The sequence below is a fragment of the Deltaproteobacteria bacterium genome, from assembly GCA_023382265.1.
In the GTDB taxonomy this organism is placed as follows: domain Bacteria; phylum JAMCPX01; class JAMCPX01; order JAMCPX01; family JAMCPX01; genus JAMCPX01.
Genome location: JAMCPX010000047.1, coordinates 1 through 26,895 on the forward strand (window position 1 = coordinate 1; position 26,895 = coordinate 26,895).

The window sequence follows — 26,895 nt, forward strand, 5'->3', positions numbered from 1 at the left end:
ATAGATTGTACCGTCTGTCCCGATTGCAGGCGATGTCTGTATGGCAGTGCTGTTGGGAGTCGGGTATGACCATTTCAGCGTGCCATTCGGATTGATTGCATAAAGACTGTAATCAGTCGATCCGGCATAGATCGTTCCGTCTGTCCCGATTGCAGGCGAGGATTCGACGTCATCCCCGGTTGGGTATGTCCATTTTACCGTGCCGTCCGGATTGATCGCGTGAATGTAGTTGTCGTCCGAGCCGACATAGATCGTACCATCCGCGCCTATTGCCGGTGAGGAGTACACACCGTTGCCTGTGGTGTATGACCATTTCAACGCCCCTGTCGTTAAACCGGTATCGACGGAGCTTAGCCCTGTCGATTGGATATTCTGTCTGAACCTGGGCCATGGCGCACCGTTCTGATAACCGCCGGGAGATGGCATCGTGGTAATTGTGTTGGAGTATCCGCTCTCGCCCTGACTGTTGATCGCAGTGACAACAAAGTAATAGGCCGAACCGTTTGTGGCCCCGGTATAGGTGTAGGTGGTATTATTGCTGGAACCAACCTTCAGATACTGTCCCTGGGTTGTTGCAAGTGAGTTCATGACTGCGGCAGTTCCAACGGCCGGCGTAAACGAGTAGATATTATAACTCGTTGCACCTGCGGACACTTGCCAGGTCAGCGGGACCTGCGTATTGCCGATACTTGCGATCAGATTGGTCGGTGGATTTGGTTTTACAGAACCACTGTTAGAACTGCTGCTCGTTCCACTGCTGCAGTCAATAGTGCCGGCACTGATTGCAACCGACAGCAAAAACAATCCCAAACGCCATATATATCTCAATTTCTTAATTTCCATAATTTTCTCCTTTATTTATATTTTATTGAACGGAATCCTTATCACTTCTTTATTTAAGAGCGGACCGGTTGCGTTACGATTTCAGAACTCCTTCTATTCCTCTTATCTTATGAGGAAAGATAACGAAGTAAGAGTTTATCCCCGTGGAGGAATAAAAGGTTTTCTTATGACATCAGATTGCATAAGAGTTGTGTTGATTATAGAGAATGTTAAGCAGTCAAGTCTGGGAGCCGAACTGCTTGCCGTTAGTATTACCGTGTCATCAGAAGGATCGTCATCAATACCTTTCCCTCTGGAACGATGGGCAGACACGTACATACGTATATGCAGCTTCAGCCTGTTAAAAAGCCCCGTAAAAAAGGTATGGTTTGTTTTCTGGGACGAACAAACATGGTGAATTGCCGTAAGGGCGTCGTCATTAACCCCGTGCCCGGGGAAAAAGGCTAAAGCAGAGCAAACAGGTGGGGCGAACGGATGTTCTTCCCTGCCTTGCCTGTCTGAAGACAAGATATAAGTTTGCGGGAAAACGGACATAAGCCGTTGAGCAGCCGATGCATTTTTAATAAAAGAACTCGCTGTTGCTCCGGAGAGTACCAAAAAAAAGACTATCGGCAGATATTTTGTCCTATACAAGCGTTTCATAGAACAACCCTTCTTTATATCCTGTCTGAATGCACGTCAATGATCAAGGTCACAAATGTTCATAGGGTTTACCGGGGAATGCAATAATGGGGTTTACTTATTCCCGCGATTGCACAACCCTACTCATGCCCCCTGATAAGGGGGGGAAAGGGGGTTAAAACGAGATTTAAGTCTTCAGTCTGTTTACCCCGTTAGAAACTAAGTCAATGCAATATTTTGTCATTCCCGTGAAAACGGGAATCCAGTATTCTTTTCCCCTCTAATAAGAGGGGCAAGGGGCGTTATAATTTAAAACAAATGCTGTCCCTCATTTTTCAGTTACACCTGCTTGTTAACCTATTTCACCTTTCAAGGACTGAACCTGCGGTTCCTTTAACTCGTCTTCGGAATAGCTCAAGGTTTTTTCCACGAGCGCACCTGCGTACGCGCTTTGTAAAGCCTTTCTGTGAAGCCACCTTCGGTCAGGAATTGCTGTTCGAGGTTCTGAAGCTGCCGCCCAAGGAGATAGCTTGCCTGATTAACAAGACAAATCAGAGTGTTTGCGGCAACCTCCGGGTCAGAAGAGTCCGACAAGTCCGCCCTGTCAGACAAATTCTTTTTCCGGATCGCAAGCGCCTCCGGTGCATCCTTAGCCCAGATGTGCAAGCCGCGCTGACGGAGAAAAGCTTCAAAGTCCAGCAGCAGCTCCTCAAGGCTTGCCCGCGCAACGCCGGTCAACTTCAGTTCGGTCTTTTTTGAAGTGCCGCTCGCCATACTGCCCTCTGCAATGTTCTGCACGCCGCTGCGTGCAGCCTGCACCATCTGGTCATGCGTGCGCGAGCGCTTGTCGATAAAGCGGTTGCAAAAGGCCACGGTTGCATCATAGACCATCTCGGCAACCTGATAAGACCTCAGTTTCCGGTATCCGCCGTGCGGCGGGATAAGAGCAGGGAGATCGTTTTGATTAAACATCGTGGAGGTTCCTTTTTAGGTAGAATACGCCAACTGGGCGTATAAGTCAATATAACTATAGATTGCGAGGCTTGACGTTATAATAAAAAATGGTTCGTTATTTTATCCCCACGTCCGGGGGGAACACGTGGAAGAGTTTCAATCCTTGTTTTAATGGAACATGGTCTGAGAGATAAGCAAAGGACCGGCACTTTACCCCGTTAGAAAGCCCCACCATTTATGGTGGGGCCAAAATGATAATTGTTAAATTCCTTATAGAAAGGGCGTGGTTTAAAGCCACGTCCTTTCTAACGGGGTTTACTATGGCCAAAAGGAATAAAAAATCCCCTAAAAGCATCCCGTCAGGAAACCCTGATCCCGTTAACGTACCAGATAAGGTTGACTCATCTTAGAGGGTAAAAATAGTATAGCAGAGAAAAAGGTGAGGTCAAAATGCCCCGCGCGGCCTATTTCATATTTCAAGGACACACCATGCGGTTCCCTGTTGATTTGCTTCTCATGCCGCTTTCAGCGTCTTTATTTTTTTAAGTATTCTCTTGTTTTTATTCTGTTCAATCCAGAGGTCTACGGCTCTCTGCGCGTTCAGCCAGAATTCCGGCGTGTTCCCGAACAGGCGGGAAAGCCGCAACGCTATTGATGGGGTAAGAGCACGTCTTTCGCGGAGTAGCTCATTGATTGTTTGTCGGGACACTCTTATTTTAGCTGCCAAGGCCGCGGTAGAAAGACCATAATCCGGCATAAAATCCTTTGTCAGAATCTCACCGGGATGGGTCGGTTTTACCTTCCTTATACTAATGTTCTGTATGCTCATAACACACCTCCTTTCTTTAGTGATAGTCTATTATCTCAACATCATATGCATCTGCATCAGCAAAGCGAAAACATATTCTCCATTGATCATTTATCCTTATACTATATTGGCCTAAACGGTCGCCGCTGAGTTTTTCCAATTTATTACTTGGCGGTACCCTAAAATCTTCGATGCATGTCGCATAATCAAGATATTCCAGACGTCGCAAAGCCCTTTTTAAAATATCGCCCGGCAATCGCTTCGATTTACCGGATATATAGAGTTCACGAGTATGTTTGTCGGCAAACGTCTTAATCATGAACATATATGTAACGAGTCTCGTGACAGTTGTCAAGAGAAGTTTTATCTGTTGTTCATCCAATGTGATATGCTTTTGAAAAAGAGGAACAGATACCCGTTTTAAGAAATACAAAAAAGGGGGTAAATATTTCCGGGCTGATTGTCAATTGTCATTCCGGACTTGTTTTGTGCTCTCAAGGTGATGTAACATGATAATAATACGTGATGCTGAAATAAACTTGTCCTGATGAAGATCGGTGTTCAGCACGACGCTGCGCAGTGGTTTTCCGGCTTCCTTCAAAATCTGATAAGCAATGTCCTTGAATGAGTTCATGTTGTCCTTTCATAAGAAAAAACAGGTGGAACAAAACTACCAGAGCGAAAGAATTCTCTAATATTAGATGCAAGAGCTATAGAACCGCTACTATTCATCGAGAATTTTAGTTCTTTTTGAATCGTCAACTTTGTAAGCATCCTCGAAGCTATTGCTACACGTCCAATGTTTGTAGTCGTTTTGCCAATTTTGATTTTTTCTCTATATGGAAAGACGCCGCTATGTAAAAACTTATTCCTAAATCGAAACAATTCAACAACAAGCAATTCAATCTGATTATACGGTACATCTATATTCCATACAGCTACAAGTTCGAAAAAGAGATCATTTATGGGCTTGTATCTTTTAATAATTTTATTACTATAATCAGTACTGATACGAGGAGCGAGGCACTCAAGAACACTCGTAAGAAGTGCGACTTTGAGTTGAAGTGGACGTACATGTCTCACCTCGAGGTAAGTAAGTAATGCTGATTTTATCCTACGATTAACTGGTCGATGTCTGATTTTGCCATAAGCATCTGTTACGAACTTGGCAATAGATATAGAATCTTCGAGTTCATATGTGCATTCATTCGCTACAGGACAATGCATCTTCGTTGGAGAAGTGCCAACTTCTAAACCGCCGGCAAAAGACCACAAAGCCAAAATATCATCGAGCGAATTGCCATCTTTGAACCACATTGCTTTCTGTGATGACGATGTATTCTGAGTTGCATGGAATGTTACAATATGTCGTCCTTTTCGCGCACGATATGATCTACCTCCGCTCGAATCTCCAAGTGCCGGTAGTTCTTTTATTCGTTGCTCATATTCAGCCACACGCTTAAAGTGGTAACCACCAGCATCCCATTCTGGAATATCAGAGATACCATTATAAATTGGAATCTGTATAGTGTTCATTATCGTTTTAAATCTTCATTATTACTTAAAAAAGATGGAAGCCTCTTACAGAATTTATCTGCTATAGAAGTTTCGGTAATATTTATATGTAGATACAATTTTATCAGTTTTAGCATAGAGATCAAAACAGTATTTTTTGTCCCATTGCCATTGTCCCTTTTCATCCAGATTGAGAATCATAGCGGCATAGCCTTTGGGGGAGATATGAAACAAAAACAAAATTGATTGAAAATTATTCTGCTTAATTTGTGATAATTTATTTTGCAATGCTTCACGATCTTTATCAGATAAACCAGCACACTTTATAATTACAAATAAAACACGCCCTTTATAATCATGTTTTGAATCATCTAATTTCTTTAACACAACATCATAGAGGTCATCTTTTTTAATTACTTGGGTAAGCTCTATATTATACAATTCCTTTGCTAGGAATAGCTCCATACCGCTTTTATAAACATAATCTGGTTTACTACTGATAGGTAATCTACTAATTGTGAAATCATAACTTTCATCTTCGGGATAATAAACCCAATGCTCATAGCTTGAATCCCTTTCATTATAAAGCATCGCAGCAATACAACCAAAGCTGAGTTCATATTTTTTCTTATCATTTTGTTCAAGAGTGTACATACCTTTATTAACTACTGTCTCTAAATCAAGTTGACTTTGGGCAATATTATCCTTTTGTAAGGCTTCAAACCCTAAAGCTATAGCTTCTCTTAAAATGTCCTCGTACATTTTATTAGGAATTTTGGTAAAAAGACGGAGGGTAACATCGATTGTTTTTTTGTCGTCGTGAATATTTATTCTCTTATCTTCTTCCATAATTTTCCCCCCTCAATTATCTTCCTCTCCTCCTCTGTTATCCCGTACAACTCGTACGCCAGTTCATCTATCTGCTTGTCGGTGGTATCGATCTGGCGCTGGAGGACGGTCTTTTCATGGGCTGTTATAACTGTTGGCTGTTGTTTGTTGAGTGGTAGTATCATCATTTCCCCTTTTTCAGTCCGCTTTCTTGTATTTTCATTATGCTACCTTCTGTTAACCATAATTTAAAATATTTCTCGGTATGTTTTTGATCTATTTTTTGGGATATTCCACTTTTATTTAATAGATTTTCAAAAGATATTCCCTGCCTGGATAAATCAAGCAATGCCAAAGCTTTTATTGCAGCCTTATCGCATGTGCATAATATAAGTTCTTTCTGTTTTTGTAGCAGTACAAGTGCCTCTATCTCCCCGCCATGAAGGCTCTCCTGAACATTGTAGTCAAATTGCTCAATGAATTGTGCCAATTCTACCGGTAAACAGGCAAGCTCCTGAATGGTTTTACCAATCTCTTTCTCAAGTTCTATAGGATGTATTTTACCGCCGGTATCCTCGTAATAATATGCTTCCTTATGCAGGACTATTGAGGAAATATAGACCTCGTGCTTTTTGACTATAATTTCCCAAACACCTAACCTATGAAGGTCGATTATTACATCCGCATCAAGAAGCAGTAAAAGCAATAGAGTAATCCTCATTCTCGGTATAACCGTATTTCTTTACAAACGAGGAAATTTCACTGAATGGTTTATTAACATATTCGGCGAATTTTGCTTTCGATATCTTACCCATCTGCATTGCTTTAATGGCAAGGGTAATATACCGGGATGAAATATACGGCCTTTGATCTGCGATATTTGTTTGCCTCATTTCTTTATCGATTTTTCTAATACCTTCTTCTTGCACGCATTTCTCAACATCTTTTTTTCTTAAATGTCTAAGATTTACGAGTCTCCAAAGTAACGCATCAATAGAAACATCAAACTCTCTGGCAATCTCAACAAGGCTTAAATAGGTGATTTTGTTATCTATTAGCTTTTTGGAAAATTCCCTGCTTACTTCTTCAACAGGCAATAAAACAGCTGATGCAAACGCATCTGCCCATTGTTCTACTTTGCTTTTTCCGTCTTTTGATTTTGGATATATTTCCTCATCAGAGAATATTTCCCATGTAATAAGGTGAAAGAATTCGTGAGCAAGATCATAATTACGCCTCCATGGAGCATCGTTAGAATTTATAAGAATTGCCTTGCCAAAATCACTCGCTGTGGAGGCACCAGACCCGGTTATCCCTAAATCCAGATAAAGCACCAAAACATCTAAATCCTGTTCTAATTTGCGAGATATAACGTAAGCAGGCCTCCCTCCAAGATCCAAAATTTTCCTGTAGTATTCTGCCAGCTCTAAAACGTAACTGAAGCCACGATTTGTAAATTCTTGTTTATTCGGTGCTGGAACTGTGGCAATGGAGAGTGCTGTGTGTTCTTCATTTGTAAGTTCTAAAAGTTTTTTATAGTTTTGACATAGCGTAATAAATTGTCGTTCTACCTTTGTTTTATCTTCTGTTTGCTTAGGATCTCTCCATAATATTTTAGTATGTGAAGGTTCCGTCTTCCCGGACATAAAATAATTAATATCCCGTCCGTAGATTCCTGCCAATTTAGAAAGCTCCCAAACCTTTATGTCTCTTTGTCCTGATTCAATATTACTTAAAATTTGATAATTCTGGAAACCCATCTTTTGTGAAACCTCTTTTAATGTATAGCTGAGCGCCTCCCTCTCTTGTTTCAGCAAAAATGATATGCCTTTGACTTTCTCCATCCTTACCTCCTTCCTACCGTCTATACTAATATAAGAAATAATTATATTTATGTCAAATCAATTCAAAATTATATAATAATTTCTTATCCTTCAATTATCTTCCTCTCCTCCTCTGTTATCCCGTATAACTCATACACCAATTCATTTATTCCTTCTGATGTAATATGAAAGTCCAAGCCCATATCCTTATTATTGTTTACTGTGCCCATCCTTCTTTTCGTTCTCAATATCCACATTGCTTGTAGTTACGTTAGGAAAGTAAGCCGTCATCATCCCCATCAGTACGATCAAATAACAATAAGACTGAAAACAAATAAAGTCGCATAGCTCTGAATCTTTGATAACTTTTCCAACTGAATAGCCCAATCCCCCATTACTAAGGGGAACTAAGTTCCATTGTGAACTAATGGGATCGCCGTGCACAATATGACCGAAGGTTTCGCATAGTTGCTTTGCTGCTGTAATATCAATATCGCCGCCACCCATTGTTTCAATCATCTTTGCGAGACTTGGTCTCTCCCGAAACTGCCATCCCTTTTGCCAAACTCCGAGTTCATCACGATGAACGTGAAGATATGAGATAATGGCAGCGCACTCAATCAACGGCCGCATAAGTACTAAGGCGCCGAAAAGGTAGCCCTGTCGAATAAGCTCACGTATTGTTAAAGCAAGATTGATCCCTTGAGGAATAATTTGGCAAGCTGCTTATTGAAGTTCTGACAATTCAGTACGATGAGTATAAGCGACTATGTTTGCATTCGTTTCCAGACAAGTTATGATTACGTTGTCAAAATGAAAAACTGATTCTCTACCCATGTAGGGCTCATTTGATGGTAAATATACTGCTTCAGAATTAGATTCTTTATTGTTCATTTCGTTACTCATATTTTTCCCTCTTCAAGATAGAAAGGACCGTGACCGTTTTTAAATGGCACCATTTCTATTTTTAATCTTTTTTAATTCTTCATCATATTCTTTTAAGACTTCTCTTTTTAACAAGCCTTTCTGTAAGCCAATTTGATTTGCCACTTCCTTACAACTTGCAGGTAAGCTCCAATTGCTATATTGCCTTTCTATTTGCTCACATATGTCTCTATGATTCTCTTTTTCCTCCTGAGAGAATTTTACAATCAGACGACAAATTCTATGTCCTGTCCCGTAATCATCTTCTTCTTTTATATCTATATTTACTCTTTCATCTTCTTTCAATTTTATCGTCTCCTTCAACAATAATAAGTCACAGGACATCTTGCATTATTTTACCTTTGATTATTTTCCTATATCAGCCTCTTAAACCATAGAGCTTATAAAAAAGTTGATCAATTAAGCATTCATTGGTTAATAGTTTAGTTTTAAATACCGTGATACTTTAAATTTCCTCATATATGGTCTTTCTCTAACTTCGTTCATTAATTCCCAATAGGCATTTTGGGGAAACTTATTGTTAATACCTTTAGGAAATGTATACTTTGGCGGCTTTCCATCTTTCAATATTGCTGATCGAGAAAATTCTGGTTTAAGATATTCATAAATCCCCCACCTTATATTATTTAGGAATTCAGCGATTGTGCTACTGTGATAGTTTAGAATGTCAGTATGAAATCTATCATAAAACACATTAAGGCTAAGGAGGGTATCTTCAAAATCAATATTGCATAACTTATTTGATTGAAATATCATTGTAAGTTTTTCTACTATTCCAGATAATCTGGTAAAATTATGCTTTGAAATGTTTCCGCATATTTTTAAGACATCAAATCTTTTTATTGATAAAATGAACTCTTTTTCTATAGAAGGTAACCATACTGGTACTTTGACCTCGCGCTCAAGCCAACTAGTGAATTCTCCTACGACCGATTTTAAATCGTTAATAGAATTATTTTCGTTGAAAGATGGCTTATCACATATTTTTTTTATAGCACTTAAGTATGATTGCTGTCTCCCAGTTATTTTTTCGTCTGGACATGATAGGAAATCTACAAATATAATATTAAATAATTTCTGATGCGTTGGTGAGATAAACATAATATTTGAATGAGGGTCATTACCGGCTAAATCTAATATTTCATAATTAACCATTGAATCAATAAGCTCTTGAATAGCCTTTAAAAGGATCACTTCCTTTTCAACTTCTGAAAAGGGCAATTCATTCATATAAATATTTTCCTTGCTTGATTTCGGCAATTTATCCCCCTTCAATTATCTTCCTCTCCTCCTCTGTTATCCCGTACAACTCATACACCAGCTCATCTATCTGCTTGTCGATGGTATCGATCTGACGCTGGAGGGCGGTTTTTTCATGCTCTGTTTTTGCTGATGGTAATTGCTTGTTGAGTGAAAGCATTTGGTCTACAAGCGATACCATTTTATCATGGCTCGATTTATCTGATGGATTGGCCAAATTTATTGAACGGATTGGAAGTTTAGCAATATCAGATACAAGCACCTTAGGGAAAAGCGCTTTTTGTGATTTTGGGCTTCGCTTGTGATGATACCACGTTATAAGCTCAGAGTTTAATATACCAAGTATGTAAAGAGGAGAAACAGGACTGTTGTCACATTTAATCGGGATAACATCTCTGCTATGATAAAGTTCTCCTTCAAAATAAGCCGCTATGATTCGTCTATCTTTGCCACCGGTAATTTCTTGTACCAATATTCTTTTACCTTCAAAATTATCAGGATCTCTTGGGGCAGCCAACCATGGTCCATATTTTATCCATCTCTTCCCTGTAACTTGAACAGAATACCTGCTTAAATCTCTACCTATAATCTCTGGTTTCCAAAGCTTCCCTTCTTTACTTATTGAATGATAGGGCTTCGATTCAACAGTTTCTTTACTTTGCAGTCCTCCTTTTGGACGTTCACCTTTACCTACTTCATACGGGTTATAGCCAGAGCAAGGCTTAGCCAAGGTGTCTAAGGGAACAGATGCATGGGTAATCTTTTTCAATAAATTACTATCAAGACCTCTCTCAAAAATTCCTATAAAATAGCCCGCATCTATAAAATTATTTTGTTTTATTGAAAAATCTTCTCTCGGTATTTTCTGAAATCCTAATGAGTCATAAATTTTTATATGGACGTCTTTCTGCCGGTTACTCGATATAATAGATACCAAAGTGTTCACTTTAGCATCTTTAAAAACAAATTCCGGCAACCAAACTATTTCGTCGATTGAATACTTCCCTAATATAAATTTTCTTAATGAAAGTGCAGATGGTATCGTTAGCCATGTAACTGGTACAATAAAGCCGTGTATCCCTCTATTATTAAGCAGTCTTAAAGATGCTTCATAAAAAAGAAAATAATGTTCATAGCTACCTTGAGAAGCTATAAAATGATTTTTAAAATAAACTTTTTCATTATCGCCATGTATTTGATGAAATCCATACGGTGGATTGCCGATGACGGCATCGAAGCCGCCGGAGGTCATGATGTCTTTGAATTCGGCGTTCCAGTCGAATGCGTTGATGCGGAGGCGCTCGTCATCGTTGAAGAGGTTCAAGCTTTGCTGTTGATAGAAATCCGGTCCGATGAGGGAGTTGCCGCATTTGATGTTATTTTCGAGATCAGGTAGGGCGCGCTCGTGGAATAGTTTAAATTGCACATCCAATGTCTGGCTGTTCTCGCCTTCCAGAACCTTGAGTAACAGTGACAGCTTTGTAACCTCAACTGCCTGCGGGTCTATGTCGACACCATAAATATTATTGAGAAGGATGCGCTTTCTTTCGTAAGTAGTCAGTCTATAGCTGCCCGACCCATGCCCCGCATGGGTACCCCCTGCCTGATACAATATAGGTCTGGCAGCTTTAGCGTATTTTTCTGCTCCGTCTTTTACATACCAATCCAGATGCCAATCCAATAGATACTGAAAAGCACCGATGAGGAATGACCCGGAACCGCATGCGGGGTCAAGGATACGGAGCTTGCTGATCTGTTTGGGTGTTTTGCCTTCAACCAGTTTGCCGACCGAATTTTTTACAATGTAGTCAACGATGTATGTCGGTGTGTAATAGATACCGCCTGCCTTCCTGACCTCCGGCTTTTCTTCAATCTTGGCATGATGCCCTTCCGTCAGTCTGATGACCTTGCCGAGGAACTGCTCATATACCTGCCCCAGTATGTCGGCAGAAAGAACTGAAAACTCATAAGGGCTCTCGGGATAGTAAAGCCGGTTGATAATATCTTTTATCGGCTCATCATCGATGTTCAGGAAGGGAGTAAGATTGTCCGGCTCTTCTTCACGGTCCCTTTCCTTGCTGAAATGGAAAAGCCCTGAGTTATAGCGCTGGTCTGCACGCTGGAACAATTCGAAAAGGCGTTTATAAACATTTACTCCGTTCATCATGGACTGGAGCTTGCCGTATTGCTCCATGCCCCTGTCCTCACAAATACGCAGGAATATGATCCTGTCTATCGTGCGCTGCACGGCAAAATTAAGCTCCCGTGTAGTAAGCTTGGTATTACGAATAGCTATTTTATGTGCAAGTCCACTGCGCCATGATTCGATTTCTTTGAGGAACTTCTCATCAACAGTAGCCGTGCCTCTTTTAAGCTTGCTTGATTCAGCATACTTGTCAAAAGAGCCTTTGAGCACGGATTCTTTCGAGAATACCGACACAAGGTAATCCCATTGCTGCGGATAGTCTTTATAGATAAAATAGCTTATGCGTGCGGTTGAAGCCTTATCGTCTTTTACAGGGTCTATACGACAGTCATAAACTGCAAATTCTTTAAAATTGGTTAGTATGCCAAGCGGCAGCTTTGCAGACCACGCATACCTTCTAAGCTGGAATGCTGCATCTATATTATCATCAATCTTGATAGAAGGTTTCTTGGCTTCGACAAAGAACTTCCTTGTCCCGCCGATTCTGAAGCAATAATCGGGTGCTTTGATTGCACTGCCAATCTTGATTGCATCCTCGTGTATGACGTCCTTATATGCCTCTGCATTGCCCTGTTCGTTGCTGACATCCCAGCCGAGTGCCTCAAAAAAAGGATTTATAAATTCCTGTCTGAGCTGGGCTTCATTGTATTGGCTGGAGGTGTAGGACTGCTGGTTTCTTTCAAACCGTTCAATGAGTTCGGAAACTTGTTGGGGAAGCTGGTTATCCATGAATAGGATATATCAGACCCAGTTAGAAAGAACAAGTCTGTCTAATCTCAATAAAATGACAGAATTTTGTAACGGGGTAAATTACTGAGGAGTTTTCTATAAAATTCCTCAATACCGCTATGTTTTATTCTTAAACTATTCAACATGGTTTTTAATTCTGCTTCATATAAATTGTATTCAAATGTTTGATAGTACATATTTTACTGGCGTCACTATAAGCAATGGCCGATCGCAGCAGCGTAAAACAAATAGAAACGCGGCTTTGTTGAGCGAAATAGGATTTGCAAGTAAAGCTGATGTATCCGTCCTTACCATTACAAGGATAAAAACATGGGTGAACAAAAAATTAAATTTATTATTGACTAAAAATACTGATATTGTTTAATTAACATATATGGCACAAATAATCGATGGAAAACGGGTTTCGCTCCAGATAAAGTTAGAGATAAAAGGGGCGATTGAGCAATTTAAAAAACGGTATAACATGATACCCGGGCTTGCTGTCATACTGGTCGGTGACGATATAGCATCAGCAACTTATGTAAGAAACAAGCAAAAGGCATGTGAGGATGTTGGTATAAATTCAAGAACATTCAGTTTTTCATCAGATATTGATGAAAAAGAATTGGTCGCCCTTATCAAGGAACTTAACAGAAGTCCGGAATACCACGGCATACTTGTCCAGCTGCCTCTCCCTAAACATATAGATTCAAAAAAAGTCCTAAATTTAATAGACGGACAGAAGGACGTGGATGGATTTCTCCCTGTTAACATAGGCAAGCTTTTTACAGGGGAAGAAACGCTTTATCCGTGTACCCCGAATGGTATTATGACACTTTTAAATGTGTACAATATTCCTGTTTCAGGCAAGCACGCCGTTATAGTTGGAAGAAGTAACATCGTGGGTAAGCCGCTTGCAATTATGATGCTGTCAGCCAATGCAACCGTAACGATCTGTCATACAAAAACAAAGGACATTGAAGGCCTTGTAAATCAGGCAGACATCCTTGTTGCAGCGGCAGGCAGAAGAGGGCTTATAAAAGGAGAATGGATAAAACAGGGTGCCGTTGTTATAGATGTTGGTATGAACAGGTCGGATGATGGCAAGCTTGTAGGTGACGTGGAATTCGAAGAAGCGCAAAAAAGGGCATCCTATATCACACCCGTTCCGGGCGGGGTTGGGCCAATGACTATAGCCATGCTTATGAAGAACACCCTGCTTGCCGCTGAAAGACAGCTCAAGTCATGATCGTAACAGAAAAAAAACCTGAGCGGGAAATCATTGAAGCTTTGAAAGGTTATGAAAGCATATTTATCATAGGATGCGGCTCATGTGCGGATGCATCGAGAACAGGCGGGGAAGAAGAGTGCATGGCCTGGGCAGGGCTCATAGAAAAGACAGGCAGGAAAAAACCATCATACTTTGTTCCCGAAGAAACCTGTCATGTCTTTCATTTGAAAAGCCTTATAAGACAATCAGAACAGGCAAGTAATGCTGATGCATTCCTTGTGCTTGCATGCGGTGCAGGCATACAGTCCGTCGCAGCAGCAATTGACAAGCCTGCTGTTGCAGGACTTAATACCGTATTTCTCGGCACGACGTACAGAGCCGGTGAATTCCTTAAGTACTGCTCAATGTGCGGCAATTGTGTGCTTTCAAGAACGGGCGGTATATGCCCTGTGACAAGATGTCCCAAGGGCTTGTTGAATGGTCCATGCAGCGGCATGGTTGACGGCGTATGCGATGTCGACATCTCAATGAGATGTGTATGGGTTGACATATATGAAGCATTAAAAGTGCAGCATAAAGAAGGGATGCTTTTGGAGATCAATAAACCAAGACCCTATGTGCATTCAAAATACAAAAAGGTTCAGCCGAAGTCAGGTCTAAGGAAATCTATTTAATGTCAAATCTCAGTGAATCATTAAAGCATCGCAAATTTGTTATAACGGCAGAAGTAGCCCCAAGAAAAGGCACGATTGTTTCAAATTTTATAAAAACCGTTAATGCCTTAAAGGGCCATGCCGATGCAATCAACATAACAGATAACCAGAGGGCCATAATGCGTATGAGTTCTCTCGTTGCATCGTACCTTGTTTTAAAAGAAGGGATAGAACCGATATTCCAGCTTACATGCAGGGACAGAAACAGGCTTGCAATTCAATCAGACCTTCTCGGCGCGGGCATGCTTGGGATAAAAAACGTGCTTGCGCTGACAGGAGATCATCCTTCGGCAGGAGATTTTCCCGATGCAAAACCCGTGTTTGACCTTGATGCAACAACACTTCTTTACACCATATCAAGGTTTAACGAGGGTTTTGATCTTAATAATCAGCCGTTAAACGGGCGTACGGAGTTTTTCCAGGGTGCTGCACTTACACCACAGCTCAATCCTTCAGCTCCGGTACTCTTGAGCATAGAAAGAAAGATCAATGCAGGTGCAAGGTTCTTTCAAACACAGCCTGTTTTTAATGTGGAAATGTTTGCCGGGTTTATGGAAAAGATGAAGAGGTTTAATGTCCCCGTAATTGCAGGCGTACTGCTTTTGCACTCAGCGGAACAGGCAAATAAACTCAACAAACAGGTCCCCGGCATAAACATACCGGATAGACTTATCAAAAGACTTGAATCTTCCGCAAACCCCCTAGAGGAAGGGATAAATCTATCGGTAGAACTAGCTGTCAATTTACAACATATTGCACACGGTGTGCATATAATGACAGTAGGACAGGAAAAGGCATTACCAATAATAGTTAAAAGGATCTATGATGAAGTACACCCCTCTTTATGAAGAACATAAAGCACTCGGTGCAAAGTTTATGGAGTTTGGCGGATTTGATATGCCGCTTCAATATACCGGCATTATAGACGAACACCTTACAGTAAGAAACAATGCCGGCATATTTGATGTAAGTCACATGGGAGAAATATTCATAGCAGGTCAGGATGCACTTGAATACTGCGAATACTTAACACCAAACAAGGTCTCAAACCTATTGCCCGGGCAGTCCCAGTACACCTTCCTTTTAAATGAAAGGGCAGGGGTAATCGATGATCTGATCATCTACAGGATCTCAGAAAATGAGTTTATGCTATGCGTAAACGCATCAAACATTGAGAAAGATTACGACTGGTGTCTAACCAATAAAAAGGGTAGTATCCGGATAACGGACAGATCTCCGGATATAGGCATGCTGTCTGTTCAGGGACCTTTTGCCAAAGAAGTAATGCGAAAGATATTTTTATCTATTGAAGGACTTAAAAGACCCAATTTTTCATACACCGACTTCGAGCGTAAGCATTTAATGATATCCAGGACCGGGTATACCGGAGAAGATGGGTTTGAATGTTTTATTGATAAGGATACTGTTGTAGAATTATGGAATAGCATAATGGAGGCAGGCAGGCCGTATGGCATAAAACCTATAGGACTTGGTGCAAGGGACACATTGAGGGCTGAGATGGGGTACCCGCTCTATGGCATGGAATTAAATGAAGATACAACACCTTATGAAGCAAACCTTGGATGGGTAATAAAGATGGATAAACAACAATTTATAGGCAAATCTGCACTGATGAAAGTCATAGAAACAGGATTAACAAAAAAGCTTGAAGGTATTGTTATGAATGGTAGATCAATACCGAGACATAAAAACTATGTTGTTTTTAAAGATAAGATAATTGGTGAGGTGACAACAGGTACATACTCGCCATCTCTGAGCAAAGGCATTGCAATGGCTTATATAGATAACAATGTTTCTCCATCAGAGGTAGGTGTTGACATAAGAGGTATTCTTCATACGGGTTCGTTAATACAATTACCTTTTGTGAAAAAATAAAAGAAGGAGACAGAATATGCAATTTCCAGCAGGACTTAAGTACACAAAAGACCATGAATGGGCAAAGATCAATGAGACATATGTAACAGTAGGTATAACGGATTATGCGCAGGACAAGCTCGGCGATATCGTTTTTGTCGAATTAGAGGAGCCGGGAACACAACTTAAACAGGGCGATAAGTTCGGTACCGTAGAGTCTGTAAAATCGGTTTCAGATCTGTTTATTCCTTTCAGTGGAAAGATCATCGAAATCAATAAAGAACTGCTTGAGCATCCAGAGATTATAAATAAGGAGCCTTTCGGAAGGGGATGGATGATCAAGATAAGTACAGGCTCGATAGACCATGAGCTGTCAAATCTTCTTGATACGGATGCTTACGAAAAATACTGTAAAGAGTCTGATTAGAATTGAAGCTGCCTTTTATTTCAATAACGGAGAAAGAAAAACAGGAGATGCTTGCTGCCATAGGGGTACATTCAACCGATGAGTTTTTTAGCCATATACCTGAAAAAATAAAGGCAAAAGCATTAAAAGCATTTTCAAAGTCTTATGCATTCTCAGAACCATTGAGTGAAATGGAGATAATTGAAGAGATAAAAACCTTCGCAAGTATGAACGAAAAGGCTTTAAAAAAGATAAGCTTCCAGGGTGCAGGTGCTTATAGACATTTTATTCCATCCGCTTTGAACTACGTGTTAAGCAGGTCTGAGTTTCTAACAAGCTATACGCCGTACCAGCCGGAGATAAGCCAGGGCACACTGCAGGCAACGTTCGAGTTTCAGAGTTATGCTGCAATGTTAACAGGCATGGATATTGCCAACGCATCAATGTATGATGGCGCAACAGCCACCGCAGAGGCTGTGTCGATGGCTATGAAAATAACAGGCAGAAACCGTGTGCTTTTGTCAAAGGCATTGCATCCTAATTATGTTGATGTGATAAAAACCTATACCAACGGTATTGGTGCTAATATTGAGTTTATAGATTTTGATCGGGAAACGGGGTTTACATCGGATAAAAATCTGCACTCGATGATAAATGAACAAACCGCTTGCGCTGTTATAGGGTATCCGAATTTTTTTGGCATTGTTGAGCCTATTGACAGGCTATTCGGTATTGTAAAAGAAAACAAAGCTATTCCTATTGCGGTTATCACAGAGGCAATGTCAACGGGTATGCTTAATCCCCCCGGTAGTTTTGGAGCAGGTATCGTTGTAATGGAGTGCCAGTCATTTGGAGTGCCGTTGATGTTTGGCGGTCCTTATATAGGCGTTATTGCAACAAAAAAAGAGTATGTAAGACAATTACCCGGCAGGCTTGTTGGCGAGACCGTTGATAGAGATGGTAACAGGGCATGGACGTTAACCCTTGCAACGAGGGAACAGCATATAAGACGCGAGAAGGCAACATCCAATATCTGTAGTAATGAAGGACTGCTCGCAATTACAGTAGCAATGTACCTCAGTCTTATTGGTCAAACAGGGCTTATTAACACCGCACGGATAAATCATAAGAATGCAGTATATCTTTTGAATAAGCTCAAGGAGAACAATGGCATAACAATACCATTCAGCGGTCCGATTTTTAATGAATTTGTTGTAAGTATAAAAGGCATGGATAGAATGTATGATCAATTGATAAGGCGTGGTTTTATACCCGGTGTAAGCGTCGGCAGGTTTTATGAAGACATGGATGATTACCTTCTTATCAATACAACAGAGCTTCATTCACAAAGGCAGCTGGATTTATTCGTAGAAGCGGCGTATGAGTCGGTGTACAGTAAATAAGGGAGGATTGAACAATGAAAAAAACCGTAATTTTGAGTGCATCGAGAACGCCGGTTGGGAGCTTTCTCGGTTCACTGTCGACGGTGAGCGCACCAAGACTTGGGGCCATTGCAATAAAAGAGGCTACTGCCAGGATCGGACTTGATCCGGCAAAGATTGATGAGGTGGTCATGGGCAACGTGCTTACAGGTGGAGAAGGCCAGGCACCTGCAAGGCAGGCCATGAGATACGCCGGCATACCCGATCATGTCGGTGCAATGACCATAAACAAGGTGTGCGGTTCAGGATTAAAATCGGTGATGCTCGCTGATCAGATCATCCGTTCAAAAGATGCAAGACTGATGATTGCAGGTGGAATGGAAAGCATGAGCAATGCACCGTATTTTATAGATAAGGCAAGAACGGGCTTAAAAATGGGCAATGGCAATATAGTGGATTCCATGATCTGGGATGGTTTATGGGACCCGTATAACAATTTTCACATGGGGAATGCAGCAGAGCTGTGTGCAAAAAAATATAACTACACAAGAGAGGCTCAGGATAAGTTTGCAATAGAGAGCTATAAGAGATCACAGAATGCTATTGCCAAAGGGCTTTTTAAAAATGAGATTATGAAAGTGGAGATAAGTAATAAAAAGGGCACGGTTATTGTTGAAGACGATGAAGAGCCAAAACGCGTTGATTTTGCAAAAATACCAACCCTAAAACCTGCATTTCTGCCTGATGGAACCATTACTGCCGCTAATGCATCAACTATAAATGATGGAGCCGGTGCTGTAATTGTAGCAGATGAGGATTACGCAAAAGAGCTTGGAATAAAACCGCTTGCAAGGATTGTTGCATCAGCACAGGCTGCAATAGAGCCGCAATGGTTCACAATAGCACCTATATATGCCATAAAGAATGTTGTGAATAAGGCTGGCATGAAGCACGGCGATATTGATCTCTTTGAGATAAACGAGGCATTCAGCGTTGTTACAATGGTTACCGTTGATCAACTAAACCTTGATTATGCAAAGGTCAATGTGCGCGGCGGTGCCGTATCAATCGGGCATCCAATCGGGGCGTCTGGCACCAGACTCCTCGTTACATTACTTCATGCAATGAATGATATGAATAAATCAACAGGTCTTGTTACATTGTGCATTGGCGGAGGTGAGGCGGTAGCGATGATTGTTGAACGTGTTTAAACTAAAAAACGCAATGAACGGCCTCTACTTTGTATAATCTGGGGATATCGGTTGTGCAATATCAATGTGTGTTTTAAGGGTTTCAAGCCGTTTGCCATTAATAGTGATCTGAACTGCATTTAAACCATTAATGTTTTTAGCAAGTGAATTAACAATAGAGTATATCGTCGTAATCTCTGCAGAAGAACCCTCCGGTATCTCACTGATAATGTTACCGGATAAATCAATATGAAGTACTCCCTGTCCCTGCCAGCTTGCGTTGTTCACCTTTACGTCTCCTGGTATTGGTGTTGTGAGCCCTGTCATAGAGCCTCTTTCGAGCTCCGAGATAATCATCCTGCATTTGTACAATATATCGGTGGTTGTTAAAACCATTCTTTGTTCCGGTTTAAGTGTATCGGTGTTTGGATCGTAAAAATAAAGCGTTATCAATTCCTGTGATGGTATGGGCTTAATTTTTACACGCGGAAGCTCCGGTCTTGTATATGACCTGTATACTATATAGACTGCACCTAAGGCAGCAATTAGCAGGATTATTATATACGCTTTGTTTTTATTCGTCTTCAAGTACCACCTCTTTTATGTGATCATTAATGTCTTCTGATAAAAGCAATCTACTTATTTTTTTAAACTGCTCTGGAGCATCCGTTACAAAGAATTCAACACTCCCTTTTCCCGCTTTGGCAAGCATGTTATGTCCCAGCAGGTACTCATAAACCTTCTTTGCAACAGACTTACCCGAGTTTATAAGTTTTACATTATTTACCATTACATTGTTTATAACAGAAGATAATAAAGGATAATGTGTACATCCAAGTATGAGTGTATCAATATGGTATTTTTTTATCGGTTCAAGATAGTATTTTGCAATCTCATGTGCAAACTTGCTTCTATGCATGCCCTCTTCCACAATTGGTACAAACAATGGACATGCCTGCTGGTATACCCTTGCATTATTATCAAGTATTGAAATAGTATTTTTGTACGCGTTACTCTTAATCGTTGCCTTTGTTCCGATAACGCCTATATGTCCTGATTTCGATGCTTCTATTGCTTGTCTGGAACCGGGCTCTATTACACCAATGATCGGGAGTTCTGGAAATTCTTTTCTAAGCGTATCCATTGCATAAGAGGATGATGTATTACACGCAACCACGAGTAACTTAATGCCCCTTTTCAGGAGAAAGCGGGTGTTCTGGATCGAATACCTTATCACAGTATCCTTTGACTTATTCCCATAAGGCACTCTTGCAGTATCTCCAAGATAGTATAATGTTTCACCCGGCAATAACTTTCTTATCTCTTTAAGAACAGTTAAACCTCCTACACCCGAATCAAATATGCCTACACCTTTGTTTTCCATAAGCCTAAATAATGCATTTAAAGATAGAGGAAATGAAAGGACAGACTTCTCTATTGCATTTTTGAGGCAAGCAAATTTTTTGTGTGAACCTTGAGAATTGAATCATCTGGTCTCATGCCTTGCTTCACACTGTTTTGCGGAATCAAAAGCCATTTTTGCATCATTTACCTTTCCTGAATGTGTAAAGATTAAACCCTTTGCTATATAAGCATTACAGTATGACGGGAACATCTCTATGACCTGGTTGTATGTAGCCATTGCTTTAACGTTGTTCTTTGACATATAATAAACCCCTGCAAGCAAAGGTAATGCCTTTTCTAAATTTACCCCGTGTTGTATGGCTTTTTCAATACTCTCAATGCTCAATTTATCTTTATTGGAGATATAATACAGCGCTCCAAGTTTGAGTTCTATACCGTTATTAGCTGGAGATAATACGAGTGCCCTTCTATAGGCTAAGACTGCTTTATTAAACTGCTCGGTCTTTTCTTCTCCTCCCATGTGCAATGAATATGTATAATAAATATCGCCCGCGAACTCAAATGCGGTAGCGTCATCGGGATTGGCTGATACGGCCTTTTCAATATACCGAATGGCATTTTTAAGGTTTGATACCCTGTTGGCTTTATCCTCTATAGAAAAATACGATCTTGCAATCCAAATATATGAGCTCTCCTCATCGGGATGGTATTTAAGTGCGGAAGAATAGTATTGGATGGCATTATTGAAATCCTTCAGATTATAATAATCATTACCTGCTACCTTATACATACGGGAGATAATCTCTTTATCACTTATATCCTTAACATGCAGGAGTGCGCTGTTAATAAGTGATAAAGACCTGTTAAAGTCTCCGATTGTATTTAACGTATCGGCGAAATTAGTTATATAATAATAGTAGAGATAATTATTGCCTTTTATTTGCTTTAAACGAGATAATCCCTGATCTATACTTTCTTCTGCCTGCTTATGCATGCCCAAATCGTTTTCCTGCAATGACAGCAATGAAAAAGTTCCGATAAGCTTATCGTCGAGGTCTGTAGCCTTTTTGAGATTCTCTATGGCTGAGTTGGTTTGTCCCATACCCGCATAAGCAAGCCCAAGTGCTCTATATATGGCAGGGTCATTCTTGTATGATGATAATGCCAGGTTTAAAGTATCAGCTGCGTCTCTATAATCCTTTTTTGCAAGATATACCATTCCCATTCCGATAGATGAAACGGGTTCTGATCTTATTTGTTTAAAAGATGATGTGGCTTCGTCCAATTCATTGTTGAATACATACATTTGAGCTTGATTAAAAATGATCGGATATATATAATTTGCCACCGTGGAAACATTCTCCATTAGGACATCACTCGCTTCTCTCTGTCCGTTTGCGTAAAGAGCTACTGCCATATTATTCATAGCGGCAGGGTCATCGGGATACTTCTCAAGTATAGATTCAAAAACCGGTACGGCATGTTGAGGATCATCTTTTATAAGATATGCTGTACCAAGATTGAGCAGATCCTCATAACCAAGTAAACCCTGCTTTAAGCTTAACTCCGCTATTACTTTACCGTATCGTTTATCTTGCATGTACTGGCAGCTAATGCATGAGGATGATGTTTTTTGCTGATTTGTTTCAGCAGGCTTTATTGCATTTTCCGCTACAGCCAGGTTTGAAATTAAAAAAATTAAAGGTACTGTGATAATAAATATTTTTATTTTATTCATACTACTCCTTAAAAATGTTATTTGCTATAACAAGTCTTTGTATCTCTGATGTCCCTTCATATATCTCTGTAATCTTTGCATCCCTGAAATGCCTTTCTACCGCATAATCATTTGTATAACCATACCCTCCGTGTACCTGAATAGCCTTTGTCGTAACCCACATAGCTGTTTCCGATGCGAAAACCTTTGCCATGGCAGCTTCTTTTGTGAAGCTGGCCTTCTTATCCTTCAAATATGCTGTGCGCAATGTAAGGAGTCTTGCCGCATCAATACGTGTAGCCATATCGGAAATCATCCATTGTATAGCCTGAAAATTATATATAAGCTGACCAAAAGCCTCTCTCTGTTTTGCAAATTCCACGGCCTCATCATACGCTGCTCTTGCTATGCCGATGGCTTGAGATGCTATACCTATTCTGCCTCCATCGAGCGTTGACATCGCAATCTTAAATCCATCACCTATATTGCCGATTAAATTTTTCTTTGGAAGTTTTACATCTTCAAGAACAAGCTGTGTTGTTGAAGAAGCTCTTATCCCAAGTTTGTGTTCAAGCTTGCCAACCGAAAATCCTGGAACTCCTTTGGGGACAATGAACGCACTTATACCTTTATGCGCCTTTGCTTTATCGGTCATAGCAAATATGATAGCAATATCCGCTTCTTTCCCATTTGTTATAAAATTTTTTGTACCGTTAAGTATAAAATAATTGCCGTCCTCTATGGCTGTTGTCTGCTGTCTTGCTGCATCGGAGCCTGCATTCGGTTCAGATAAACCAAAGCAACCGAGTTTTTCACCTTTTGCAAGTGGTTTCAAATACTCATTTTTCTGTTCTTCTGTACAATACTTCATAAGTGGATCACATACCAGTGAATTGTTTACCGACATGATTACAGCAGTGCTCGCGCATGCAGATGCGATTTCTTCTATAGCAAGCGCGTAAGAGATTGTGTCAAGTCCTGAGCCGCCATAATCGGGTGAAACCGTCATACCCATAAAACCAAGCTCTGCCAGTCTCTTTACAGTATCGGAAGGAAACTCGCCCGATCGATCAATATCTTTTGCACCAGGCTTTACGACACCATTTGCAAAATCACGCGCTGTTTCCTGTATCATCTTTTGTTCATCTGTAAGTTCAAACTGCATATTGGTGCTCCTTATCTATCTATAAAAACGGGCTTTCTTTTTTCAACAAATGCTTTCAACCCTTCTGTATGATCTTCTGTTGAAAAAAGTACTGCAAATGCATCACGCTCTATCTCAAGTGCCGTTTTCAGATCCGTTTCTATACCGTAATCAATCGCCCTTTTCGCCATAAGTATAGCAGTTTTTGATTTTGATGCAATCTTATTTGCCAAATTTTTTGCTTCTTTCATAAGCTCAGATTTTTTTACAACTTTATTTACTATGCCTATCTCTTTTGCCTCCTGCGCCGTGATCATATCACCTGTCAGCACAAGTTCCATAGCTTTGTTTTTACCAACAAGCCTTGTAAGTCTCTGTGTCCCGCCAAAACCGGGTATAATGCCAAGGTTTATCTCGGGTTGTCCGAATTTTGCATCTTCTGTCGCAATAATCATATCACACGTCATTGCAAGCTCACACCCACCACCCAGCGCATATCCATTGACGGCAGCTATAAAGGGTATGCCTGCCGCGTCCATCTTTTGCTTTATAATCTCTCCTTTTGTAGAAAAATCAGAAGCGTAAAGTGGAGTAAGTTTATTTAACTCTTTTATGTCTGCACCTGCTACAAAAGCCATATCTCCTGCACCAGTAATTATGCAAACCTTTATCTCTTTTCTTTTAGATAATTCGTCAATACTGCTCGAGAGTTCATAAAGAAGCTGCGAATTTAATGCATTCATAACCTCTGGTCTATTCAGTATAATGATTGCGATATTATTGTCAAACTCTAATTTTACCGTTTTATAATCCATGTATCCTCCTAATATGTATAAAATCCCTTACCGGTTTTTCTACCAAGCGCGCCTGCCTCAACATACTTTTTAAGTAAAGGGCATGGCCTGTATTTCGGATCACCAAGATCTTTGTACAGCACTTCAAGTATCGAAAGCATTGTATCAAGCCCGATAAAATCAGCAAGCTCAAATGGACCCATTGGTACATTGGTTCCCATCTTCATTGCTGTATCAATATCCTCTTTTGTGGCTATGTTTTCCATTAAGGCATAGACGGCTTCGTTTATCCAAGGCGATAGAATCCTATTTACAATAAAGCCTGCAGAGTCCTTTGATACAACTGTTGTTTTTCCAAGCTCTTTTGCAAGCTCGGATGTAGTTCTCAAGGTTTCCTCTGATGTTGTAAGCCCGGTTATTATCTCTACAAGTTTCATAATAGGTACGGGGTTCATAAAATGCATGCCTATTATTTTATCGGGTCTTGATGTTATACCCGCTATACGGGTGATTGAAATGGATGACGTATTTGATGCAAGGATCACATCTCTGTTTACAGATTTATCAAGTCTTTTGAACGTGTCCATTTTTAAGTTAACATCTTCCGGAATGGCCTCTACGACAAACTCCGCATACCCGATATCATCAAAATCGGTTGTCATCTTTATCCGTTTTAAGGTATCTTCTCTTCCCTCATTTTTTAGCTTCCCTTTTTGAACAAACTTATCAAGGCTTGATTGAATACTTTTTATTCCCTTATTTAAAAAATCTTCTTTTATATCATAAACAATGACTTCTTTGCCTGCAACAGCCGCGGACTGGGCAATACCGCTACCCATCTGACCTGCTCCAATTACTGCAATTTTGTTTACCATACAGACCTCCCTTCTTTTAGCTTTTATACATCTTGATACAATATGGCAAGAAATAGATTTAATATTATACCCGTTTTCGCGGCATACCTAATCTATGCCACTTGAGTATAAAAATGAAGGCCCTTCCGGCTCTATGATATGCTTCCACTTTAGATAAGATAAGTGTATGCTTATAATATAGTGAGAGAGGGATAAATCCTGACTCGGATATGCTTTAAAAATAAAATGAAAGGGAGGCTTAAATGAAGGCTATGATTATTACCGCTTTTGGCGGTACTGAGGTTTTTAAGGAACAGGATGTTCCAAAACCAGTGCCTGGTGAAAATGATGTGCTGGTAAAGGTTTACGCCACCTCTGTTAACCCTGTTGATTATAAAATAAGAAAGGCCGGAGCATGGGCGGGGGTTAAACCGCCTGCCGTTATCGGTTATGATGTTTCAGGCGTTGTAGAGTTGGTCGGCAGTGGAGTAAATGGTTTGAAGCCCGGAGATGAGGTTTACTACACCCCAGAGATCGTTAAAGGACAGGGCAGTTATGCAGAGTATCATGTTGCAAACGAAGCAATTGTTGCCATTAAGCCGTCAAACCTCAGTCACATTGAAGCTGCAAGCATCCCTCTTGCAGGAAGCACTGCGTTTGACGCTCTTGTTACAATGGCCAACATAAAGGCCGGTGACTCGGTATTGATTCATGCGGGTGCTGGAGGTGTGGGATCCCTTGCAATACAGATTGCGAAGTCACTTGGTGCATATGTCTTTACTACATGCGGTTCCTATAATAAAGAACTTGTCAAACAATTAGGTGCTGATCGCATAATAGATTACAGAGCAGAAAACTTTGTTGATGTTATACTTAAAGAAACGGCCGATAATGGCGTTGATGTGGTTTTTGATACTGTAGGCGGTGAAACCTTATCAGAAAGTGTAAAAGCTACAAGATCTTCCGGAAGGATTGTAAGTATAGTATCGTCCGATGTAAACATTGATACCGCAAAGAAAAAGAACATTACAGTTGATTATATGTTTATGCAGAGGGGACGTTCGAAGCTTGATGCCCTTCGCGCATTGATAGAGCGAGGCAAGATAAGGCCTGTCATTGATTCGGTCATGCCGCTGAAAGATGTTGCCATTGCACACCAGAGGCTGGAAAAGGGCGGCGTAAGGGGTAAGATTGTATTAAAGGTTGTTGAAAGCTGATATAAACGTAATTATGGGCGATACGGGAGCTGTGGTTTGGGGAAGTATGCTTTTATCGGAAATGTTGCCTTCTCTCCGGCAATTGGCCCTGACGGCACAATCTATTTTGATCTAACGACGGCAATCTCTATGCGATTAATTAATATTTTTACGCCTATTTATATAGGCGGGATTTTTTATTATATAAAGTCAGGGACAGATACCAGTTTCGTTATATTTTGACAATAACGAATTTATATAATATCAGTAATGCATGCCTAGAATAGCAAGAGTTGTTGTTAAAAATTATCCATACCATGTAACTCAGCGAGGAAACCATCGACGCATGTTTTTGAAGAGAAAGAAGAATTCATTGACAGGGCGGACGTGTGGGGATGGTAATTTTATACACAGCATAGAAGAGGCACTCGGCAGAGAGAAATTAAAGGCAGGGAAATGCGGAAGGCCAAAGAAAATGGGTATCCCTCATTTATAA

Annotated in this window: 30 protein-coding genes; 11 read left to right on the forward strand and 19 right to left on the reverse strand. The window is 40.4% G+C overall.

Going from position 1 to position 26,895, the window contains the following annotated elements; all coding sequences use genetic code 11:
* Positions 1-843: PQQ-binding-like beta-propeller repeat protein (locus tag M1381_08355; GenBank protein MCL4479089.1), on the reverse strand; the 843-nt coding region annotated here is incomplete at its 3' end.
* A 109-nt stretch (positions 844-952) separates the two neighbouring features.
* Between M1381_08355 and M1381_08360 the strand changes: the two genes are divergently transcribed.
* Positions 953-1,240 (forward strand): hypothetical protein, encoded by a 288-nt coding sequence (locus M1381_08360; protein MCL4479090.1) that lies wholly within the window; start codon positions 953-955, stop codon positions 1,238-1,240.
* A 638-nt stretch (positions 1,241-1,878) separates the two neighbouring features.
* On the opposite strand, the gene M1381_08365 is transcribed toward M1381_08360, so the two are convergent.
* Positions 1,879-2,436 (reverse strand): four helix bundle suffix domain-containing protein, encoded by a 558-nt coding sequence (locus M1381_08365; GenBank protein ID MCL4479091.1) that lies wholly within the window; start codon positions 2,434-2,436, stop codon positions 1,879-1,881.
* Positions 2,437-2,669: 233 nt separating this feature from the next.
* Here M1381_08365 and M1381_08370 point away from each other — a divergent pair, with 233 nt between their 5' ends.
* Positions 2,670-2,828, forward strand: coding sequence for a hypothetical protein (locus tag M1381_08370; protein ID MCL4479092.1), 159 nt, complete (start codon positions 2,670-2,672; stop codon positions 2,826-2,828).
* A 104-nt stretch (positions 2,829-2,932) separates the two neighbouring features.
* On the opposite strand, the gene M1381_08375 is transcribed toward M1381_08370, so the two are convergent.
* From M1381_08375 to M1381_08425, 11 genes are all read right to left on the reverse strand, one after another.
* Entirely contained in the window at positions 2,933-3,247 is a 315-nt protein-coding gene (locus M1381_08375) for a HigA family addiction module antitoxin (protein MCL4479093.1), read from the reverse strand.
* A gap of 16 nt (positions 3,248-3,263) precedes the next feature.
* Complete coding sequence (locus M1381_08380) at positions 3,264-3,545, reverse strand: type II toxin-antitoxin system RelE/ParE family toxin (GenBank protein MCL4479094.1); 282 nt, start codon at positions 3,543-3,545, stop codon at positions 3,264-3,266.
* A gap of 311 nt (positions 3,546-3,856) precedes the next feature.
* Entirely contained in the window at positions 3,857-4,681 is an 825-nt protein-coding gene (locus tag M1381_08385; GenBank protein ID MCL4479095.1) for a hypothetical protein, read from the reverse strand.
* A gap of 135 nt (positions 4,682-4,816) precedes the next feature.
* The gene (locus tag M1381_08390; protein ID MCL4479096.1) at positions 4,817-5,590 is read right to left on the reverse strand and encodes a hypothetical protein; all 774 of its coding nucleotides are present in this window, start codon (positions 5,588-5,590) and stop codon (positions 4,817-4,819) included.
* Positions 5,569-5,757 carry a hypothetical protein gene (locus tag M1381_08395; GenBank protein ID MCL4479097.1) on the reverse strand — a complete coding sequence of 63 codons (189 nt, stop codon included), beginning with the start codon at positions 5,755-5,757 and terminating at the stop codon, positions 5,569-5,571. Before M1381_08395 ends, M1381_08390 begins: the two co-directional genes overlap by 22 nt.
* Entirely contained in the window at positions 5,754-6,275 is a 522-nt protein-coding gene (locus tag M1381_08400; GenBank protein ID MCL4479098.1) for a hypothetical protein, read from the reverse strand. Before M1381_08400 ends, M1381_08395 begins: the two co-directional genes overlap by 4 nt.
* Positions 6,256-7,413 carry an XRE family transcriptional regulator gene (locus tag M1381_08405; protein MCL4479099.1) on the reverse strand — a complete coding sequence of 386 codons (1,158 nt, stop codon included), beginning with the start codon at positions 7,411-7,413 and terminating at the stop codon, positions 6,256-6,258. Before M1381_08405 ends, M1381_08400 begins: the two co-directional genes overlap by 20 nt.
* 189 nt (positions 7,414-7,602) lie before the next feature.
* Positions 7,603-7,911 carry a hypothetical protein gene (locus M1381_08410; protein ID MCL4479100.1) on the reverse strand — a complete coding sequence of 103 codons (309 nt, stop codon included), beginning with the start codon at positions 7,909-7,911 and terminating at the stop codon, positions 7,603-7,605.
* Positions 7,912-8,337: 426 nt separating this feature from the next.
* A complete protein-coding gene (locus tag M1381_08415) occupies positions 8,338-8,622 on the reverse strand; it encodes a hypothetical protein (GenBank protein MCL4479101.1) in 285 nt (94 codons plus the stop codon).
* Between the two features lie 129 nt (positions 8,623-8,751).
* On the reverse strand, positions 8,752-9,612 hold the full coding sequence (locus tag M1381_08420) for a hypothetical protein (protein ID MCL4479102.1): 861 nt from the start codon (positions 9,610-9,612) through the stop codon (positions 8,752-8,754).
* Positions 9,599-12,532, reverse strand: a complete 2,934-nt coding sequence (locus tag M1381_08425) for an N-6 DNA methylase (GenBank protein MCL4479103.1) — start codon at positions 12,530-12,532, stop codon at positions 9,599-9,601. Before M1381_08425 ends, M1381_08420 begins: the two co-directional genes overlap by 14 nt.
* Before the next feature lie 394 nt (positions 12,533-12,926).
* Between M1381_08425 and folD the strand changes: the two genes are divergently transcribed.
* Genes folD through M1381_08460 form a run of 7 tightly spaced genes read left to right on the forward strand, consistent with a single transcriptional unit; the run spans position 12,927 to position 19,350 of the window.
* On the forward strand, positions 12,927-13,781 hold the full coding sequence (gene folD / locus M1381_08430; protein ID MCL4479104.1) for a bifunctional methylenetetrahydrofolate dehydrogenase/methenyltetrahydrofolate cyclohydrolase FolD: 855 nt from the start codon (positions 12,927-12,929) through the stop codon (positions 13,779-13,781).
* Positions 13,778-14,437, forward strand: a complete 660-nt coding sequence (locus tag M1381_08435; GenBank protein MCL4479105.1) for a methylenetetrahydrofolate reductase C-terminal domain-containing protein — start codon at positions 13,778-13,780, stop codon at positions 14,435-14,437. The genes folD and M1381_08435 overlap by 4 nt, the downstream gene beginning before the upstream one ends.
* Positions 14,437-15,324, forward strand: coding sequence for a methylenetetrahydrofolate reductase (locus M1381_08440; protein MCL4479106.1), 888 nt, complete (start codon positions 14,437-14,439; stop codon positions 15,322-15,324). The genes M1381_08435 and M1381_08440 overlap by 1 nt, the downstream gene beginning before the upstream one ends.
* Positions 15,299-16,372 (forward strand): glycine cleavage system aminomethyltransferase GcvT, encoded by a 1,074-nt coding sequence (gene gcvT, locus M1381_08445; protein ID MCL4479107.1) that lies wholly within the window; start codon positions 15,299-15,301, stop codon positions 16,370-16,372. Before M1381_08440 ends, gcvT begins: the two co-directional genes overlap by 26 nt.
* Before the next feature lie 16 nt (positions 16,373-16,388).
* Entirely contained in the window at positions 16,389-16,778 is a 390-nt protein-coding gene (gcvH, locus tag M1381_08450) for a glycine cleavage system protein GcvH (GenBank protein MCL4479108.1), read from the forward strand.
* Positions 16,779-16,780: 2 nt separating this feature from the next.
* Positions 16,781-18,160: an aminomethyl-transferring glycine dehydrogenase subunit GcvPA gene (gene gcvPA / locus M1381_08455; GenBank protein ID MCL4479109.1), complete on the forward strand. Its 1,380-nt coding sequence runs from the start codon at positions 16,781-16,783 to the stop codon at positions 18,158-18,160.
* A 14-nt stretch (positions 18,161-18,174) separates the two neighbouring features.
* Positions 18,175-19,350, forward strand: coding sequence for a thiolase family protein (locus tag M1381_08460; protein ID MCL4479110.1), 1,176 nt, complete (start codon positions 18,175-18,177; stop codon positions 19,348-19,350).
* Positions 19,351-19,374: 24 nt separating this feature from the next.
* On the opposite strand, the gene M1381_08465 is transcribed toward M1381_08460, so the two are convergent.
* The 6 genes from M1381_08465 to M1381_08490 all read right to left on the reverse strand — a co-directional run bounded on the left by M1381_08465 (position 19,375) and on the right by M1381_08490 (position 25,224).
* Positions 19,375-19,917, reverse strand: a complete 543-nt coding sequence (locus M1381_08465) for a GerMN domain-containing protein (GenBank protein MCL4479111.1) — start codon at positions 19,915-19,917, stop codon at positions 19,375-19,377.
* Positions 19,904-20,713, reverse strand: coding sequence for a glutamate racemase (murI, locus tag M1381_08470; GenBank protein MCL4479112.1), 810 nt, complete (start codon positions 20,711-20,713; stop codon positions 19,904-19,906). The genes M1381_08465 and murI overlap by 14 nt, the downstream gene beginning before the upstream one ends.
* A 102-nt stretch (positions 20,714-20,815) precedes the next feature.
* Positions 20,816-22,432 (reverse strand): tetratricopeptide repeat protein, encoded by a 1,617-nt coding sequence (locus M1381_08475; GenBank protein MCL4479113.1) that lies wholly within the window; start codon positions 22,430-22,432, stop codon positions 20,816-20,818.
* Position 22,433: 1 nt separating this feature from the next.
* Complete coding sequence (locus M1381_08480) at positions 22,434-23,576, reverse strand: acyl-CoA dehydrogenase (GenBank protein ID MCL4479114.1); 1,143 nt, start codon at positions 23,574-23,576, stop codon at positions 22,434-22,436.
* An 11-nt stretch (positions 23,577-23,587) separates the two neighbouring features.
* Positions 23,588-24,370, reverse strand: a complete 783-nt coding sequence (locus M1381_08485) for an enoyl-CoA hydratase-related protein (GenBank protein MCL4479115.1) — start codon at positions 24,368-24,370, stop codon at positions 23,588-23,590.
* 8 nt (positions 24,371-24,378) lie between these two features.
* Positions 24,379-25,224 carry a 3-hydroxybutyryl-CoA dehydrogenase gene (locus M1381_08490; GenBank protein MCL4479116.1) on the reverse strand — a complete coding sequence of 282 codons (846 nt, stop codon included), beginning with the start codon at positions 25,222-25,224 and terminating at the stop codon, positions 24,379-24,381.
* Positions 25,225-25,466: 242 nt separating this feature from the next.
* On the opposite strand from M1381_08490, the gene M1381_08495 reads away from it, so the two are divergent.
* Positions 25,467-26,420: a zinc-dependent alcohol dehydrogenase family protein gene (locus M1381_08495; protein ID MCL4479117.1), complete on the forward strand. Its 954-nt coding sequence runs from the start codon at positions 25,467-25,469 to the stop codon at positions 26,418-26,420.
* Positions 26,421-26,673: 253 nt separating this feature from the next.
* On the forward strand, positions 26,674-26,895 hold the full coding sequence (locus tag M1381_08500; GenBank protein MCL4479118.1) for a hypothetical protein: 222 nt from the start codon (positions 26,674-26,676) through the stop codon (positions 26,893-26,895).